This is a genomic window from Campylobacter sp. CCUG 57310 (genome assembly GCF_013201975.1).
Taxonomy (GTDB): domain Bacteria; phylum Campylobacterota; class Campylobacteria; order Campylobacterales; family Campylobacteraceae; genus Campylobacter_A; species Campylobacter_A canis.
In genome coordinates this window covers 904577-919660 of record NZ_CP053845.1, presented here as the reverse complement: position 1 = coordinate 919660, position 15084 = coordinate 904577, and the positions used below count along the sequence as shown (strand labels likewise).

16 protein-coding genes are annotated in these 15084 nt (G+C 37.6%); 5 read left to right on the top strand and 11 right to left on the bottom strand.

Features of this window, described 5'->3' with window-relative positions; genetic code table 11:
* Nucleotides 1-4 precede the first annotated feature (4 nt).
* The 8 genes from CORI_RS04555 to CORI_RS04520 form a co-directional block, all read right to left on the bottom strand.
* Nucleotides 5-427, bottom strand: a complete 423-nt coding sequence (locus CORI_RS04555; RefSeq protein WP_173030992.1) for an FxsA family protein — start codon at nt 425-427, stop codon at nt 5-7.
* A complete protein-coding gene (locus CORI_RS04550; protein ID WP_173031937.1) occupies nt 421-2124 on the bottom strand; it encodes a proline--tRNA ligase in 1704 nt (567 codons plus the stop codon). Before CORI_RS04550 ends, CORI_RS04555 begins: the two co-directional genes overlap by 7 nt.
* Nucleotides 2124-3416, bottom strand: a complete 1293-nt coding sequence (gene hemA / locus CORI_RS04545; RefSeq protein ID WP_169941493.1) for a glutamyl-tRNA reductase — start codon at nt 3414-3416, stop codon at nt 2124-2126. Before hemA ends, CORI_RS04550 begins: the two co-directional genes overlap by 1 nt.
* Entirely contained in the window at nt 3416-4309 is an 894-nt protein-coding gene (locus CORI_RS04540; protein WP_173030991.1) for a polyprenyl synthetase family protein, read from the bottom strand. The genes hemA and CORI_RS04540 overlap by 1 nt, the downstream gene beginning before the upstream one ends.
* Nucleotides 4310-4321: 12 nt before the next feature.
* Nucleotides 4322-4744 carry a hypothetical protein gene (locus tag CORI_RS04535; protein ID WP_173030990.1) on the bottom strand — a complete coding sequence of 141 codons (423 nt, stop codon included), beginning with the start codon at nt 4742-4744 and terminating at the stop codon, nt 4322-4324.
* Nucleotides 4737-4994, bottom strand: a complete 258-nt coding sequence (locus tag CORI_RS04530) for a DUF2018 family protein (protein WP_173030989.1) — start codon at nt 4992-4994, stop codon at nt 4737-4739. The genes CORI_RS04535 and CORI_RS04530 overlap by 8 nt, the downstream gene beginning before the upstream one ends.
* Before the next feature lie 388 nt (nt 4995-5382).
* The gene (locus CORI_RS04525; RefSeq protein ID WP_173030988.1) at nt 5383-6006 is read right to left on the bottom strand and encodes an HAD family hydrolase; all 624 of its coding nucleotides are present in this window, start codon (nt 6004-6006) and stop codon (nt 5383-5385) included.
* Nucleotides 6003-6338, bottom strand: a complete 336-nt coding sequence (locus CORI_RS04520; protein ID WP_173030987.1) for a hypothetical protein — start codon at nt 6336-6338, stop codon at nt 6003-6005. Before CORI_RS04520 ends, CORI_RS04525 begins: the two co-directional genes overlap by 4 nt.
* A gap of 147 nt (nt 6339-6485) precedes the next feature.
* Between CORI_RS04520 and CORI_RS04515 the strand changes: the two genes are divergently transcribed.
* Complete coding sequence (locus CORI_RS04515) at nt 6486-7760, top strand: O-acetylhomoserine aminocarboxypropyltransferase/cysteine synthase family protein (RefSeq protein WP_173030986.1); 1275 nt, start codon at nt 6486-6488, stop codon at nt 7758-7760.
* A gap of 168 nt (nt 7761-7928) precedes the next feature.
* On the top strand, nt 7929-8576 hold the full coding sequence (locus CORI_RS04510; RefSeq protein ID WP_173030985.1) for a hypothetical protein: 648 nt from the start codon (nt 7929-7931) through the stop codon (nt 8574-8576).
* On the opposite strand, the gene CORI_RS04505 is transcribed toward CORI_RS04510, so the two are convergent.
* The 3 genes from CORI_RS04505 to CORI_RS04495 form a co-directional block, all read right to left on the bottom strand.
* Nucleotides 8573-10027, bottom strand: coding sequence for a potassium/proton antiporter (locus CORI_RS04505; RefSeq protein WP_172199207.1), 1455 nt, complete (start codon nt 10025-10027; stop codon nt 8573-8575). The genes CORI_RS04510 and CORI_RS04505 overlap by 4 nt on opposite strands.
* Nucleotides 10028-10168: 141 nt before the next feature.
* A complete protein-coding gene (locus CORI_RS04500) occupies nt 10169-10555 on the bottom strand; it encodes a helix-turn-helix transcriptional regulator (protein WP_173030984.1) in 387 nt (128 codons plus the stop codon).
* A 1-nt stretch (nt 10556) separates the two neighbouring features.
* Nucleotides 10557-11462 carry a DnaJ C-terminal domain-containing protein gene (locus CORI_RS04495; RefSeq protein ID WP_173030983.1) on the bottom strand — a complete coding sequence of 302 codons (906 nt, stop codon included), beginning with the start codon at nt 11460-11462 and terminating at the stop codon, nt 10557-10559.
* Between the two features lie 183 nt (nt 11463-11645).
* On the opposite strand from CORI_RS04495, the gene CORI_RS04490 reads away from it, so the two are divergent.
* From CORI_RS04490 to CORI_RS04480, 3 genes are all read left to right on the top strand, one after another.
* Nucleotides 11646-13049 (top strand): Do family serine endopeptidase, encoded by a 1404-nt coding sequence (locus CORI_RS04490; RefSeq protein WP_173030982.1) that lies wholly within the window; start codon nt 11646-11648, stop codon nt 13047-13049.
* A 98-nt stretch (nt 13050-13147) separates the two neighbouring features.
* Nucleotides 13148-13825, top strand: a complete 678-nt coding sequence (locus CORI_RS04485; RefSeq protein WP_173030981.1) for a response regulator transcription factor — start codon at nt 13148-13150, stop codon at nt 13823-13825.
* A gap of 12 nt (nt 13826-13837) precedes the next feature.
* Nucleotides 13838-15079: an ArsS family sensor histidine kinase gene (locus tag CORI_RS04480; protein ID WP_173030980.1), complete on the top strand. Its 1242-nt coding sequence runs from the start codon at nt 13838-13840 to the stop codon at nt 15077-15079.
* The last annotated feature ends 5 nt before the right edge of the window (nt 15080-15084 follow it).

Sequence of the window (15084 nt, the reverse complement as noted above, 5' to 3'; positions counted from 1 at the left end):
ACCTTTATTTATATTTGCGCTCTTCTTCGACAACTTCAACATCTATTATTTCGCCTTCTTCGCTACTTCTTTCATTTTTATAGCTACGAAATTCGCCGCCCTGCTCGCTTTTTAAAGATGGATTTTTAAAATTTGAAAACAGAGCAAAGATCACAAGGATAACGCCTAAAGTATCCGTAGCAACACCCGGAAGAAATAGAAAAAATCCGCCTATAGGCATTCCTAAAACACCGAAAAGATCGCTCGGCTTAAGAAGCAGTATCCTTGAAAAAAGCTGGAAAAATCCAACTCTAAACATAAAAAACATCCCCAAAACAGCAGTAGAGATAACCTCTAAAACAAGAGTTAAAAATCCATACTCGCTAATAAAAAAATAAGCGCATATCGCTTCAATCGCGACATAAGGCATAAAAAGAAATCTTAGCATAACGCCTCTTTGATCTTTGCTAAAATTTCATCTTTTGCAATGGAAGTCTTTTGCAAATTTGCTCGATTTATAAACTCGACTTCGCCGCCTTCAAGACCTTTTCCGATTACGACTGCATAAGGAATTCCGATAAGTTCAAATTCACTCATCTTAACGCCAAATCTCTCGTTTCTATCATCAAGCAGAGCTGAAATCCCAAAGCTTTTAAGCTCGCTATAAAGCTCGTTTGCAAATTTTACTCCCGCTTCATCTTTTAAATTTGAGATTATGATATGAACATTAAAAGGCGCACACTCCTTTTTCCAGATACAACCCTTTTCATCATGGCTGGCTTCTATCATAACGGCAACCAAACGACTAACTCCGATACCGTAACAACCCATATAAAAAGGTTTGGCTTTGCCGTTTTCATCAAGGAACGTCGCATTCATCGCGGCTGAGTATTTCTGTCCAAGCTGAAAGATATGCCCTACCTCAATGCCTTTGCTAACGCTGAGTTTTCCGCCGCAATGCGGACATCTGTCGCCTTGCTTAACTTCTGCTAAATCCTTAAATCTATCCGAGTTAAAGTTGCTAACGCTAACGCCCACAAAATGATAATCCTTCTCGTTGGCTCCGCAAATCATCTGCGTTTCGCCTTCAAGCTCTTTATCGATAAAAAACTCCACGCCGCCAAGTCCGACCGGTCCGCAAAATCCCGCCACAATACCAGCTTTTAAAATCTCTTCTTCATTAGCATCCATTATCTCAAGCGCTGAACATGCGTTAGTAGCCTTAACATCTTGAAGCTCGTCATCGCCACGGATAAAAAACACTACGATCTTTTCTTCGTCTTTATAAATAGCCTTTTTTATCACCGCTTTTATGGTATAAAATTCGCTAATTCTAAAAAATTCGGCTATGTCCTTTATGGTTGTTGCGTTAGGAGTATAAAATTTGCTCGCATCGGCTTCAGGTCTTTGGGCATCGCTAGTTCGCTTTTGTCTTTTGGCGGCTTCTATATTTGCTGCATATTTACAGCTATCGCATACCAAAATATCGTCTTCGCCGTTGTTTGCAAGAACCATAAATTCCTTACTTCCGCTTCCGCCTATCGCTCCGCTATCTGCTTCAACCGCACGGAAATTTAGCCCTAAACGGGTAAAAATTCTTGAATAGGTCTCTTCCATAAGATCAAATTCGCGCTTTAGATCCTCTTCGTTTGCATGAAAACTATAAGCGTCTTTCATCAAAAATTCACGGCCTCTAAGTAACCCAAAGCGAGGGCGCGCCTCATCTCTAAATTTGGTATTTATCTGATACAAATTCAAAGGCAGTTGCTTATAGCTAGTAACCTTGCCTCGAACCAGAGCTACAACCGATTCCTCGTTCGTAGGGCTTAGAACAAAGTCGTTTTCTTTGCGATCCTTAAATCTCAAAAGCTCTTTGCCAAATACATCAAATCGCCCGCTCTCTTTCCAAAGCTCGCCGCTTGTGACCATACTCATGGAAATTTCTTGCGCTCCTGCGTTATCCATCTCCTCTTTAACGACGCTTTTTATCTTATCAAGCACGATTTTACCAAGCGGCAAGAAGTTATAAAGCCCGCTTCCCGTCTGCTCGATAAATCCGCCCCTAAGCAAGTAGATATGACTTGGCAGGCTGGCGTCTTTTGGCGCTTCCTTTGAGGTAGGTGCGTATAATCTTGAAAATTTCACTACTCGTTCTCCCATTCAAATTCTTCATCTTTTATCTGCGCTTCATCGGACACATCAAATATCGTCCCGACAAGCTTTGCCGTTATATCTGCCTTCGCACCCTCTGAAAGGTGTTTTAAATTCACCGTAGGCTTATGCAAAAACGCCTTAAAAACCTGATGTATCAAGCGATACGCTTCATCTTTGTCAGAATTTTTAAGGTAGCCCTTTTTTATCGCCTTTTCAAGCTCTCTTTGAGCGCACTGCTTAGCCTGCTCTCTTATGCCTTTTATAACAGGCGTTACCGCAAGCTCTCTTATGTGCTTATAAAACTCAACAGTATGTTTGCCTACTATACCGTAAGCTACTTGAGCCTGCTCTTCTCTTAGGGCTAAGTTTTTATTTACGATCTCTTGCAAGTCGTCAACCGCGTAAATTTGCACCTTTTCGCTAGGAGTTACGGCGATATCCCTAGGAACAGCGATATCAAAGAAATATCTTGTAAATTCCCGCTCCTTAATCATCGTATCATCTATAATCGGATAAGGCGACGCTGTGGCCGAAAAGATCATCTGATATTTATTTACGTATTCTTTTAAATTTTCTAAACTATCATAGGCGTTATTACACCCCAGCGACATTGCCAAACTCTTAGCACGTTCGATATTTCTGCTAAGCACTTTTACTCTGGCACCGTTGCTGATTAAGTGCTTGGCTGCAAGCTCCGCCATCTCTCCTGCGCCAATTATCAGCGCCATAGCTCCGCTTATGTTTCCGCCAAGTAGCTCTTTAGCCTTTGCAACCGCTACGCTTGAAACCGATATCGGATTTTTAGAAATTTCAGTCTTATTTCTAACTTCCGCGGCGCACTTAAAGGCATGGTCTATCGCCATATTTAGCTTTACACCGCAACTTTCGTTCGCACAGGCAAATCTAAAAGCCTCTTTAAGCTGACCTGCTATCTGCGTTTCGCCGATAACCAAACTATCAAGTGAGCTGGCTACCGCAAAAAGATGGTGTATCGCACCGTTATCCTCGTAAATATCGGCTCTGCTTTGCAGCTCCTCGTAACCAATCCCGCAAAGCACGGCTATACACGACAAGATATGCTTGCTTGCCCCATCAAGCTCTTTTACGTTTGCCATGATCTCAACCCTATTACAGGTGCTTAAAACCATGCATTCGTTTATGTTTGAGCTTGATTTTAAAAGCCTTAAAATTTCCGTTTTACGCTCCACATTTGAAAACGACAATCTCTCACGAACGGAGATGTCTGTATTTTTATGCGTGAAGCTCACACTTGAATAATGCATTAAAATTCCCTATCAATCATACTTCTAACTATATCTTTAAGCCCGTCTAAGCCAAATTCTTCTATGCTTTTTATAGCCTCTTCGCCTAGATCTTTAGCCTCTTTTATAGAGCGTTTTATGATATTAAATTCGCTCATCTTAGCCCTTACCCATTCGTTTTCTTCGTTGCTTAACTCTTTTTTAAAGAGATTTAAAAGCCTGTTTTTGCCCTCTTGGTCTAAATTTTCATAAAGATAGATGTAAGGAAGCGTGGTTTTTCCTTCTTTAAAATCGCTTAAATTCGGCTTTCCAAGAGTTTTTGCATCTTGGGTTATATCTAATATGTCATCGATTATCTGAAAAGCAAGTCCTAGATTTTTACCGTAAATTCTAAATTTACTCTCATCAAGACCCGCCAAAATAGCTCCTACGGCAGAGCTAGCCTCTATAAGAACGGCGGTTTTATAGTAAATCATCCTTTTATAGGCTTCTTTATCGGTATTAAAAGAATTTGAAAGCTCCACATCCATCATCTCGCCGATACTTAATTTGCATACCGCATCAGATATTACGCTTGCGATTTTCTCGCCGAATTTGCAAAGCTCGAAAAATCCCTTAGAGTAAAGTATATCACCAAGCATTATGGCATTTTTGGCTCCGAATTTTGCATTTATGCTGGCTTTGCCTCGCCTGGTATCAGATCCGTCTATCACGTCATCGTGAAGCAAGCTTGCAAGGTGAATCAGCTCAATAATGGCACAAATTTTAAGGCTCTCTTGAGTTTCGCCCGCTATCTTTAAAATCAGCTTTGAGCGAAGCTTCTTGCCGGAGCTAATCTCACTAAAAATCTCATCTGCGCGCTCATAGCCAAGCTCTGCTATAAAGCCTCTCATTATTTCATCAATCTTATCCATAAAACCCCTTATTTACTGCCTTTTGGGATCTTTAAATTCGATCTCAAGGCGTCTTGGCTCATCTTTTATATAAACTTTAAAGTTCGCTTTCGCGTCCTTAAAATCATCAAATTCAAGAAGCAACCAAGCTATGTCGTTTGGCGGCATTTTGTAATCGGGAATAAGGCTTTGCTTGTAAGATCTAAGACCCCTTCTAAGCGAAAGAACAAGCTGTCTTGGATAATTTCTATATCGAGTATGGACTATGATGTTAGTATTATCAAAAAGCGTCCATCTAAAGTCAAAACTATCGCGATCACTAGTGCCTTTTTCGGTTACAAAAACCCTTGCCCACTCGTCTTTTTTAAGCTCGAAAAGATGCTCTTCTTCAAAGGCGATATTTGCCGCTTGCAAGGGCGCTAAAAAAACAAAAAAAACGAATAGTATTTTACTCATTTTGACTTAAAATATCCCCACTAATCCCGATGTAAATATCGTTCAAACCATCGTGAATTTCGGTTTGATTTTGCGTTATAAAAGCGTTTTGCGCAATTTCGTTAAATCCGCTTTGTTCGCAATATATGCTCATCGCTACGAATTTTTCAAGAAGTTTTTCTATTTCGTTTTCTACCAAATTTCTGTTTGCGTTAAATAAAATATCAAAAAATTTATCTCTCGGATTTTGAGCAAAGATATCATAATCCATAAATTTCCTTTAAATAAATTTTAAATTTATTATAGCCAAACAAACTTTTATTTTGATTATAAAAATGGACTCTTATTTATGAGTATAGCTATATAAAATAATATTTAATAATATCTATATCTAAAAATAAACTATAAATTTGTAAGTTAAATTTTAGTGTTTTTTGCAAAGTGCCAAAGTAATTTTTTAAATTCAAACGAGCATTTTTTAAGCACGGTGCCAAAGTAAAATTTGAAATTTAAAAAAGGATTTTAACTAAGAAATTTGGATTAAATTTTTTAATTTTTACTAATCAAGATATTTAAACTTTGGTTAATTTTATTATATTTTAAGCCAAGTTTATATGTAAAATAATTAGTATTTTTATATGTATTATTTTATGTAGTTACTACAAAGACTCGATATATTGCCATGATTTTTGAGTATCGTATATATTTATAGCGTCCTTACTCTTAGCTCCAAACCCCCAGCATACGTTTATATAATCCACTTTAGCATTGATAGCTGCAAGCTCATCTTTATAACTATCCCCCACAAACAAAACCTTACTAAATCCACCCATATCCTTAAGCAAATTTATCATAGTCGGATCAGGCTTTTGAGGCACATCCTTACTAGCCCCTATGATATGATTAAAATATTTATAAATATTACTTTTTATTAAAATATCTTTTAATGTTTCATTGGGTGCATTACTGGCAAGTGCTACGAAATAGTTTGCCTCTACACATTTTTTAAGCAGTTCGTCCACTCCTTGATAAGCTCTTGCATACTTATCGTAATTTATCTTAAATTTGACCTCAAAGCCGTCTCTAAGCTTTGAATTTATGACGTTTAATCCATAAAATTCCTTGCCGAGATCTCGTCCTACTTCGTTTATGGCTCTTACTATAAATTCCTCACTTAGATCACTCTTAAATCCAAGTTCTCTACGCACTTCATTTACCGTCACACAAATAGCCTTTGAACTATCTATCAAAGTGCCATCCATATCAAAAATTATCGTTTTCAATCTTCATCCTTATATCTATTTTTATGTTTATCTTTTTTATATGTTTTGGAATTTTTTAGCTTTTCAAGCGAATTTGCCGCGTCCAAAAGTTCATTTCTATCATTATTTGCGATGATTAAATTTACAAATTTTTCAAGCGCTTTTGAATAAGCCGAGTCAAGATAGACAGGTTCTATTTTAGCCAAAATTTCGGCATTTTTAGCTACTCTTAAGCGAAATTGCTCCTCATCATAATCCTCTCTTTTAAGCCCGCTTATAGCCGACTTTGCAAATTTTTCAAGTCCGCGCAGGTACTTTACGCGCCTAAATTTATCATATCCTACACTATTCATATAAATCTCCAAACAAAAATACAATTATACCCTACTTTCGCACTTTGAATTTAGGCCTAAATTTTAATTTCCAAAACGAAAGCGTTAATAAAATGTAACCTTTTTATCTGTATAATACCGAAATTTAATTTACCACAAAGGCAAAAAATGAAGCAAGAAACCATTGCCACTCACTTTGGCTACGATAGCAAAACAGGCACAGGCTCAATGGCGATACCTCTTTATCAAACTACGGCTTACGACTTTGGCACTGCCGAAACTGCCGCAAATCGCTTTGCACTAGCGGAACTTGGACCTATCTACACAAGATTAAACAACCCTACGACAGATATATTTGAGGCTAGAGCGGCGGCTCTTGAAAACGGTGTGGCGGCTATAGCTACCGCAAGCGGTCAAGCTGCTATATTTTATGCGGTTTCAAACATCGCAGCGGCAAGTGAAAATATCATAGTTGCTAAGAAAATTTACGGCGGATCAAACACTTTGTTTCACCACACTCTAAAGAGATTTGGCATAGAAGCAAGAGCTTTTGATAGCGACAACGCGGACGATCTTGAAAATTTGATAGACGGTAAAACCCGCGCGATATTTTTTGAAACGCTATCAAATCCGCAAATCGCCATCCCAAATATCGAAAAGATAGTCGCTATCGCAAACAAACACGGCATTATAACAATAGCCGATAATACCGTGCCTACTCCGATATTGTTCCGACCTATAGAGCACGGAGTGGATGTCGTAGTACATAGCGCAAGCAAATACATGAGCGGTCAGGGGCTTAGTATCGGCGGAGTGGTGGTTGCCGGTAAAGGGCTAAATCAAAAGATAATAACAAGCGCAAGATACGCACATTTCAAAGGTCCGGACGAGAGCTATCACGGACTCATATATGCAGATCTTACCGAGAATTTTGACATATATACGCTCAGAATGAGACTTTCGCTTATCCGCGATATAGGTGCTACGATTTCTCCGTTTAACTCTTGGCAGCTAATTCAAGGGCTTGAAACGCTTGCTATTCGTATGAAAAAGCACTCGGACAACACGCTAAAAATCGCTGAATTTTTAAATTCTCACAAAGCGGTTAAAAGCGTAACATACCCGGGGCTTAAGAGCGATGCGGGATATGAAAGAGCTCAAAAATACTTTGACGGCGGTATGGCAAGTGGACTGCTTTGCTTTGAAGTTGATAGCTTTGAGAAGGCTAAAAAAGTGCTTGATAAGGTTAAAATTTTTAGCATTGTCGTTAATATCGGCGATTCAAAATCCATCATCACCCACCCGGCTTCAACCACACATCAGCAAATTCCGCCTAACGAACTAGCTAAGATCGGCGTGCCTGCAGGGCTTATCCGCCTAAGCATAGGCATAGAGGATGCAAATGATTTGATCGAAGATCTAAAACAGGCTTTAGAAGCGTAAGCTTAAATTTATGAGAGAGTTTAGGCTCTCTCGTTTTTAGCTAGTCTTTCGTTTTAATCTTAAAAAACAAGCTATAATTACAAATATAAATTTTATAAACTGAAAACTGTTTCTTAAGTTTTATCAAATATCCAATCGATACACATCGCTAAAAATGAAAGAGTGTAAATGTTAGCTATTGTTTTAATACTTATAATTTCTTTTGCTTGGGCTGTAATGATAAATCAAATTTATGTGTCAAATTTTAGCAATATCATAAAAACTGTGTTAATACTACTATGCCTAATTATATCTAGCGTTTCACTTCTAGTTTCTATACTATTAATACCAATTTTTATAAAGATAATACAAAAAAGACAAGCCAAATTTAATAACAGCACTACTTTGATATTAGCCACAATATTAATCGCTACAAGCTTTGTTGATATTATAAATCGTAGCATATACGAGTACAAATGCAATATTAGCAAAGACTATGAAATTGTTGTAGTTGATAATAATTTTACTATAAGCGACTTAGAAAGTATGTATGTAAAATCTTCAAACAATCAAAGTGATTTTAAATTTACGCAAAAAATTAATTCTATTAATGTTTACAAAGACACAAACGCAACTAAAATAATAGCTAAAATTTATAACATACACTGCCCAAATTCACTGATTTTATCAAGTATTCAAAGAGAAATATCCGGAACTAGCGGTGATTTATCTTGTGGCTATGTCAAAACCGGATTACTTAAATACAACTATGAAATAAAGCAAATTTTGAAAGATAGCCTACTAAATAATAATCCAAAAACTATATCAAAATTCTAATTCTGCGGAACAAAATAAGTTTTTAAAATTTCGTTGTATTTGTTTTCATCTTCGCATTGAATGAGCAATAAATCTCCCTCTTCAAATACCGATGAACCCGTAGGCTTGATGTATTCACCCTTGCGTTTGATAAGCAGGATAAGAAAATCGCTAGGCAACTCAAGCTCGGCTAAGTTTTTTTCGATGATCTCAGAGCCAAAATGGATAGTATGCTGCCTTAAAGTCTGATAAAAGATAGGCAAATTCGACGCTTCTATGTCTTCTGCCTTTTCGCTATCATCCTCCACTCCGCATTTTTTAGCTACAAATTCAAGCGTCGTTCCTTGGATAACTATGGAAATAAGAACGATAAAAAATATAGTATTAAAGATAAGTTCTGCATTTGGTAGCTTGCTTCCGTAAGGATATGTCGCAAGCACTATAGGAACTACTCCGCGAAGCCCGACCCAAGAGATAAATATCTTTTCGCGTATCGCGTATCGTGAAAACATAAGCGAGATAAAAACTCCTATCGGGCGCGCGATAAACATAATCCAAAGCGCGATAACAAACCCCATAAGCGCAACCGACGGCAACGCCGAAGGAAAAACAAGAAGCCCTAGCGTAAGAAACACAACTATCTGCATCGTCCAAGCAATACCGTCGTGAAAACCTACTAAATTTTTCTTATGCGCAAATTCTTTTTTATTTATGAAAATTCCTGCGATATAAACCGCCAAAAAGCCGTTTCCTCCGACTTTAACTGCAAGAGTGTAAAGAAGCAAGACCCAAGCTATTGAAAAAACGGGATACAGCCCCCAGTATTCAAGCCTAAGTCTGTTAAAAATAGCAGGCATCAGCACACCAAATATATATCCCATAACTCCACCCAGCAAAAACTGCTCAAGCAGAACAAGCGCCACATCAGCAGGTGCAGGTATGGTGGCAAGCGATATCATTTGGATAATAGTCATGGTTAAAAATATTGCCATCGGGTCGTTTGAACCTGATTCTAGCTCAAGTAGCGGTCCTAGGTTGTTTTTAAGCGAAATTTCTTTAGCCTTTAAGATAGCAAACACCGCTGCAGCATCGGTTGAAGAGATAATCGCGCCAAATAAAAACGCCTCCATCCACGAAAAATCAAGCAGATATTTCACTATCACGGCAACGCCGCTAGCAGTTAGCGCAACGCCGATTGTAGCAAGGATTATGCCATTTAGCATGACGGGCTTTATGGCTTTAAATTTCGTATCAAGACCGCCCGCATAAAGTATAAATATAAGTGCGATGGTGCCCACATCTTGGGCTACTTTTTGGTTGCTAAATTCAATCCCAAGCAACCCGTCAGATCCAGCCAGCATACCAACGGCAAGAAATACTATAAGTGACGGGATACCGAATTTATCTGAAATTTTGCTAAATACGATACTAGCTATCAACAAAATAGCAAAAAATAGCAAAAAATTTTCCAACTCTCACCCCGTAACTATACTCAAATTTGAACTTTAAATTTAATTATTACATAAATCAAATTTCAACTCTAGTCTTATATATAAGCCCGCTTACAATAGGCTTTTGCTATAAAAATTATATCAAAAGCAAGCTTATTTTATTTAAATTTTATCCTTTTCTTCGTAAAAGATAAGATCAAAGCTGTTTTTGCGCTTTACCAGAGCTTTTTTAGACGGCATACTCCCTGCGCTTGAGAGTCGTTCTATCTCGCCTCTCATCTCATCTACGGTTTGCTCGAACTGATCAAGCTGCTCTTTTAGCTGAAGGATGATATCAACGCCTGCTAAATTTACACCCAAATCACGCGTTAAGCGAAGTATCATCTTGATTCTGTCTAAATCCTTTTCAGAATAAAGCCTCATTCGCCCATCCGTCCTTGAAGGCTCTACAAGCCCCTCACGCTCGTATTGACGCAAGGTTTGAGGGTGTATGCTAAGTACTTTTGCCACTACGCTTATCAAATAAACCGGTTCATCATATCCACGCATTTTATCTCTCCGGAAGTTTTTCTTTCATAAGTTGTATCAAATTTTCATCAAGCGAATTTACATCAGGAAGCCCCACTCTGGCTCTTAGGTATAAATCTCCATAAAGTCCGCTCTTGCGGTTTTTTACTCCATACCCTTTGAGCCTGATCTTTTGTCCCGTCTTTGAGTTTTCGGCTATCTTTATCGTCACATCTTTTTGCAATGTAGAAACAGCGAATTTGCCGCCAAAAAGCATTATCTTAAGCGGAATTTCAACATCTTTATAAAGATCGTCGCCATCTCTTTCATACTCACTGCTTTCATCCACACTTACGGTTAGTATTAGATCGCCGATGCCAGCGTTTTTAGAAATTTTGCCCTTGCCTTTTATGCGAAGCTTCTCGCCGTCGTTTATACCGTTTGGAATTTTGATTTTTAAGCTTTCACCGTTTAAATTTATCCTGTGTTCTCCGCCTAAAACCGCGACTTCAAACGGTATATTAACTCTTGCTTTTATATCCAGATCCTGAGCAAAACCGCCAAAACCACCATCAAAATCACTGCTTGAAAATCCGCTAAATCCGCCGCGAGAAAAGCTACTAAATCCTCCTGCCGCACTACCAAATCCGCCGCTAAATATATTTCTTAAAATTTCGTTAAGATCGCCCATATTAGCAGAGCTACTTGCAAAATCATGGAAATTTTGACCGCCAAACATCGCATCGCCATATTGGTCATACTGCGCTCGTTTTTTATCATCGCTTAAAATTTCATAAGCGGCATTTATCTCTTTAAATTTATCCTCAGCGCCTGCGTCTTTGTTAATGTCAGGATGGTATTTTCTAGCTAGTCTTCTGTAAGCCTTTTTTATCTCTTCGCTTGACGCACTCTTTGAGATGCCAAGCGTATCATAAAGACTACTACTCATCTTGTTATCCTTATATTTAATTAATTTTATAAAAATTGTAGCATAAAACTTTAGTCTATGTCAATCAAGCTTGGAGAAATTTACAATTCATCAAACTTATAATTAAAATATTAACTTTGCGTTAAGCGGGTTATTTTATAATGTCACTTTAAAATTTAAACAATGTAAAGGACGTACATAAAGATGAAAAAGATATTAGCAGTATCTCTGGTAGCGGCTTGTTCTTTATTTGCTACTACGATAACATTTAATGAAGCAAGAGATGATGCGACAAGAGTAAATCCTGAAGAAACTCAAGGCGTAATCCTCTCATATAATAGCTCAATATCAGAAGCCAAAAAATCGGTTGTAAATATCTCAACTACAAAGACATCTACAGTAGATAACGGCATAGATCAGATGTTTAACGATCCGTTTTTTAGAGATTTTTTCGGCTTTAACTTTAGAATTCCTCAAGATAAACAAAAAACCACATCTTTAGGCTCTGGCGTTATCATATCAAATGACGGATATATAGTTACAAACAACCACGTGATTGAAGATAGTGATGAGATAGTAGTAACCTTGCTTGAAGACGATCAAGAATACAAAGCAAAAGTTATCGGAACCGACCCAAAAACCGACCTTGCGATCATAAAAATAGATGCTAAAAATTTAAAAGCTATCAAGATAGCCGACTCTTCTAAGATAATGGAAGGCGATATAGTATTTGCCATAGGAAATCCGTTCGGAGTCGGCGGAAGTATCACTCAAGGCATCATTTCAGGTCTTAATAAAGACAACATCGGACTAAACCAATACGAAAATTTCATCCAAACGGACGCCTCTATAAACCCCGGCAACTCAGGCGGTGCATTAGTAGATAGTCGCGGAGCTTTAGTCGGTATAAATTCAGCTATCTTATCAAGAAGCGGCGGCAACAACGGCATAGGATTTGCGATTCCTTCAAATATGACCAAAGAGATAGCCAAAAAGCTTATAGAAGACGGTAAGATAGAGCGCGGATACATCGGCGTAATGATAGCAAATTTAACAACCGAGCAAAAAGAGATATATAAAAATAAAGAAGGTGCTCTTATAAGCAGCGTAGAAAAAGGTCTTCCTGCCGATGCTGCAGGACTTAAAAGAGGCGATCTCGTAATACAAATAGATGATAAGAGAGTTAAAAACGCAAACGATCTAAAAAATATCATAGGCTCTCTTGCTCCAGATAAAGAAATAACCGTAAATTACGAACGCTCGGGCAAAATAGAATCTGCCAAAATCAAACTTGCAAACACGCAACAAACAGGCAATACAAAAGGAACCTCATCGATTGAAGGACTTAGCGTTACATCAATAACAGATGATATCAGATACAAATACAAAATTCCTCAAGATATAGTAGGCGTACTGGTAACTGATATCAAAACCGACTCAAAAGCCGATAAATTTGGATTTAAAAAGGGTGATATCATCATACAAATAGGCGAAGAAAATATTAAAAACATTGATGATTTCAACAAAGCCTTATCAAATTCAAAAAACAAAAAAACTCTCGTTTGGGTTAATAGAGGCGGCATAATACAAGGGCTCGTTATAAAATAATTCTTAAGGGCGCTTAAATTTGCGCCCTGTTCTTTTTTGTAACATTTATCAAAATCTGCTATAATCGGGCTAAATTAATTACAAGCTAGGAAGATATTATGGTAGAAATTTTAATGATTGAAGATGATTTTGAACTGGCTGAAATCCTAACCGAATACTTAGAAAATTACGATATAAAAGTAACTATTGCAGAAGAGCCTTATATAGGGCTTTCTACTTTAAACACCGGCAAATTTGATCTTGTTATACTTGATCTTACTCTTCCGGGTCTTGACGGGCTTGAAGTTTGTAAAGAGATAAGAAAAAGACATGAAATACCTATAATAATCTCAAGCGCAAGACACGATATAACGGACAAAGTAAATGCTCTAGATAATGGAGCTGACGACTATCTGCCAAAGCCATATGATCCGCAAGAGCTGTTAGCCCGTATCAAAAGTCACCTAAGGCGCCAAAGCGTGTCTGTCTCACAAGAGAAGAAAATGGCACCCAAAGACCTTGTATTAAACGACTTTGAGCATACTATAACATTTAAAGGAGAGGCTTTAAATTTAACCGCGGCAGAATATGATATTCTTAAATATCTCATCAAAAAAGAAGGAGGCGCCATAACTCGTGAAGAGCTTATATACAACTGCAACAGCATAAACGAAGACTCCTCAAACAAAAGTATAGATGTCATAATCGGAAGGATAAGGGCAAAGCTTGGCGAAAATCCGAAAGAACCTACATATATACATGCAATTCGCGGGATCGGCTATAAGCTGATACAATAAATTTAGGTCCCAATGAAACGCTCATCGGTATTTTACACTATCACTTTTATATTTATCCTAGCGCTTACGAGCATATTCTTAGCCTTTTTGTGGCTGATGGATTATGACAAGCAAAACTACACCAGAGAGTTAAACGCAAAATACTCCACAATTGCTAGAAACACCCTCTTTTACATGAGCGGGATAATTAATGAAAAAGAGTACGATAGGCAGCTTGAGGGCATAAATATGCCTGAGATAACCAACGATACTCAAAAGGAAGAAATTTTAAAAAACGCGATGGTTTTGGAAGAAATTTCAGCAGATATCGGCTCAAGTGCAATCATGCTTTATGACAAACACCACTACCTTAAAATTCAGCATATAGATAAAATTTTGTTGCTAAAAGATAGCGACTATCAGCCATATCGTTATGACATTATAAAAATTATATTTATACTGGTTGCACTCATACTGCTTGCTGCCTATGTATTTGTTATCAAAAAACTAAAGCCGCTTAGAAAACTAAAAAGACAAATAGACATTTTCGCTAAAGGCGAGATAGATAAGATAAAAAACGTAAGTAGCGGAAAAGATGAAATTTCAGAAGTTGCAGAGGCGTTTTATGATGCAGTCTCACAAATAAAAAGCCTAAACAACTCGCGCAAACTTTTTTTAAGAAACATAATGCACGAGCTTAAAACCCCTATCACAAAAGGGCGAATCACTGCCGAAATGATACAAAAAGATAAAAATCAAGAACGCCTTATTGCAGTATTTCAAAAGCTTGAAAGCCTGATAAACGAATTTGCGGCAGTCGAGCAAGTCACATCAAACATCGCGCTAAACAATACAAAAATTTGCCTGATTGATGACATTATAGACGAAGCGCTTGATATCGCGATAGTCGAAAAAGAGAGCGTTACTATAAACAAGCTTGATGATTTTAGTATAAATGTGGACTTCAAACTCTTTGCAATCGCAGTTAAAAACATGATAGATAACGCATTAAAGTATTCGCCCGACAAGCATGTAAACATCACGATAAATAAAGGAAGTATTAAATTTATCAACAAAGGCGAACCTCTTAAGCAAGAGCTTGCTCACTACATCGAGCCCTTTACTAAAGGCGAGGATGCGCAAAAAAGCTTTGGTCTTGGCCTTTACATAGTGGATAACATCCTAAGAGCGCATAAGCTAAATTTAGTATACACCTACAAAAACAGCTTAAATATCTTTAGTTTTGAAAATTTAGAAAATATAAGATCTAGTTAAAAAGA

What these genes read in the sequence shown, in the direction of transcription:
- CORI_RS04555 (WP_173030992.1), bottom strand. Translation starts at nt 427, where the DNA reads ATGCTAAGATTTCTTTTTATGCCTTATGTCGCGATTGAAGCGATATGC.
- CORI_RS04485 (WP_173030981.1), top strand. Translation starts at nt 13,148, where the DNA reads ATGGTAGAAATTTTAATGATTGAAGATGATTTTGAACTGGCTGAAATC.
- CORI_RS04490 (WP_173030982.1), top strand. Translation starts at nt 11,646, where the DNA reads ATGAAAAAGATATTAGCAGTATCTCTGGTAGCGGCTTGTTCTTTATTT.
- CORI_RS04510 (WP_173030985.1), top strand. Translation starts at nt 7,929, where the DNA reads ATGTTAGCTATTGTTTTAATACTTATAATTTCTTTTGCTTGGGCTGTA.
- hemA (WP_169941493.1), bottom strand. Translation starts at nt 3,416, where the DNA reads ATGCATTATTCAAGTGTGAGCTTCACGCATAAAAATACAGACATCTCC.
- CORI_RS04480 (WP_173030980.1), top strand. Translation starts at nt 13,838, where the DNA reads ATGAAACGCTCATCGGTATTTTACACTATCACTTTTATATTTATCCTA.
- CORI_RS04530 (WP_173030989.1), bottom strand. Translation starts at nt 4,994, where the DNA reads ATGGATTATGATATCTTTGCTCAAAATCCGAGAGATAAATTTTTTGAT.
- CORI_RS04535 (WP_173030990.1), bottom strand. Translation starts at nt 4,744, where the DNA reads ATGAGTAAAATACTATTCGTTTTTTTTGTTTTTTTAGCGCCCTTGCAA.
- CORI_RS04515 (WP_173030986.1), top strand. Translation starts at nt 6,486, where the DNA reads ATGAAGCAAGAAACCATTGCCACTCACTTTGGCTACGATAGCAAAACA.
- CORI_RS04495 (WP_173030983.1), bottom strand. Translation starts at nt 11,462, where the DNA reads ATGAGTAGTAGTCTTTATGATACGCTTGGCATCTCAAAGAGTGCGTCA.
- CORI_RS04540 (WP_173030991.1), bottom strand. Translation starts at nt 4,309, where the DNA reads ATGGATAAGATTGATGAAATAATGAGAGGCTTTATAGCAGAGCTTGGC.
- CORI_RS04520 (WP_173030987.1), bottom strand. Translation starts at nt 6,338, where the DNA reads ATGAATAGTGTAGGATATGATAAATTTAGGCGCGTAAAGTACCTGCGC.
- CORI_RS04500 (WP_173030984.1), bottom strand. Translation starts at nt 10,555, where the DNA reads ATGCGTGGATATGATGAACCGGTTTATTTGATAAGCGTAGTGGCAAAA.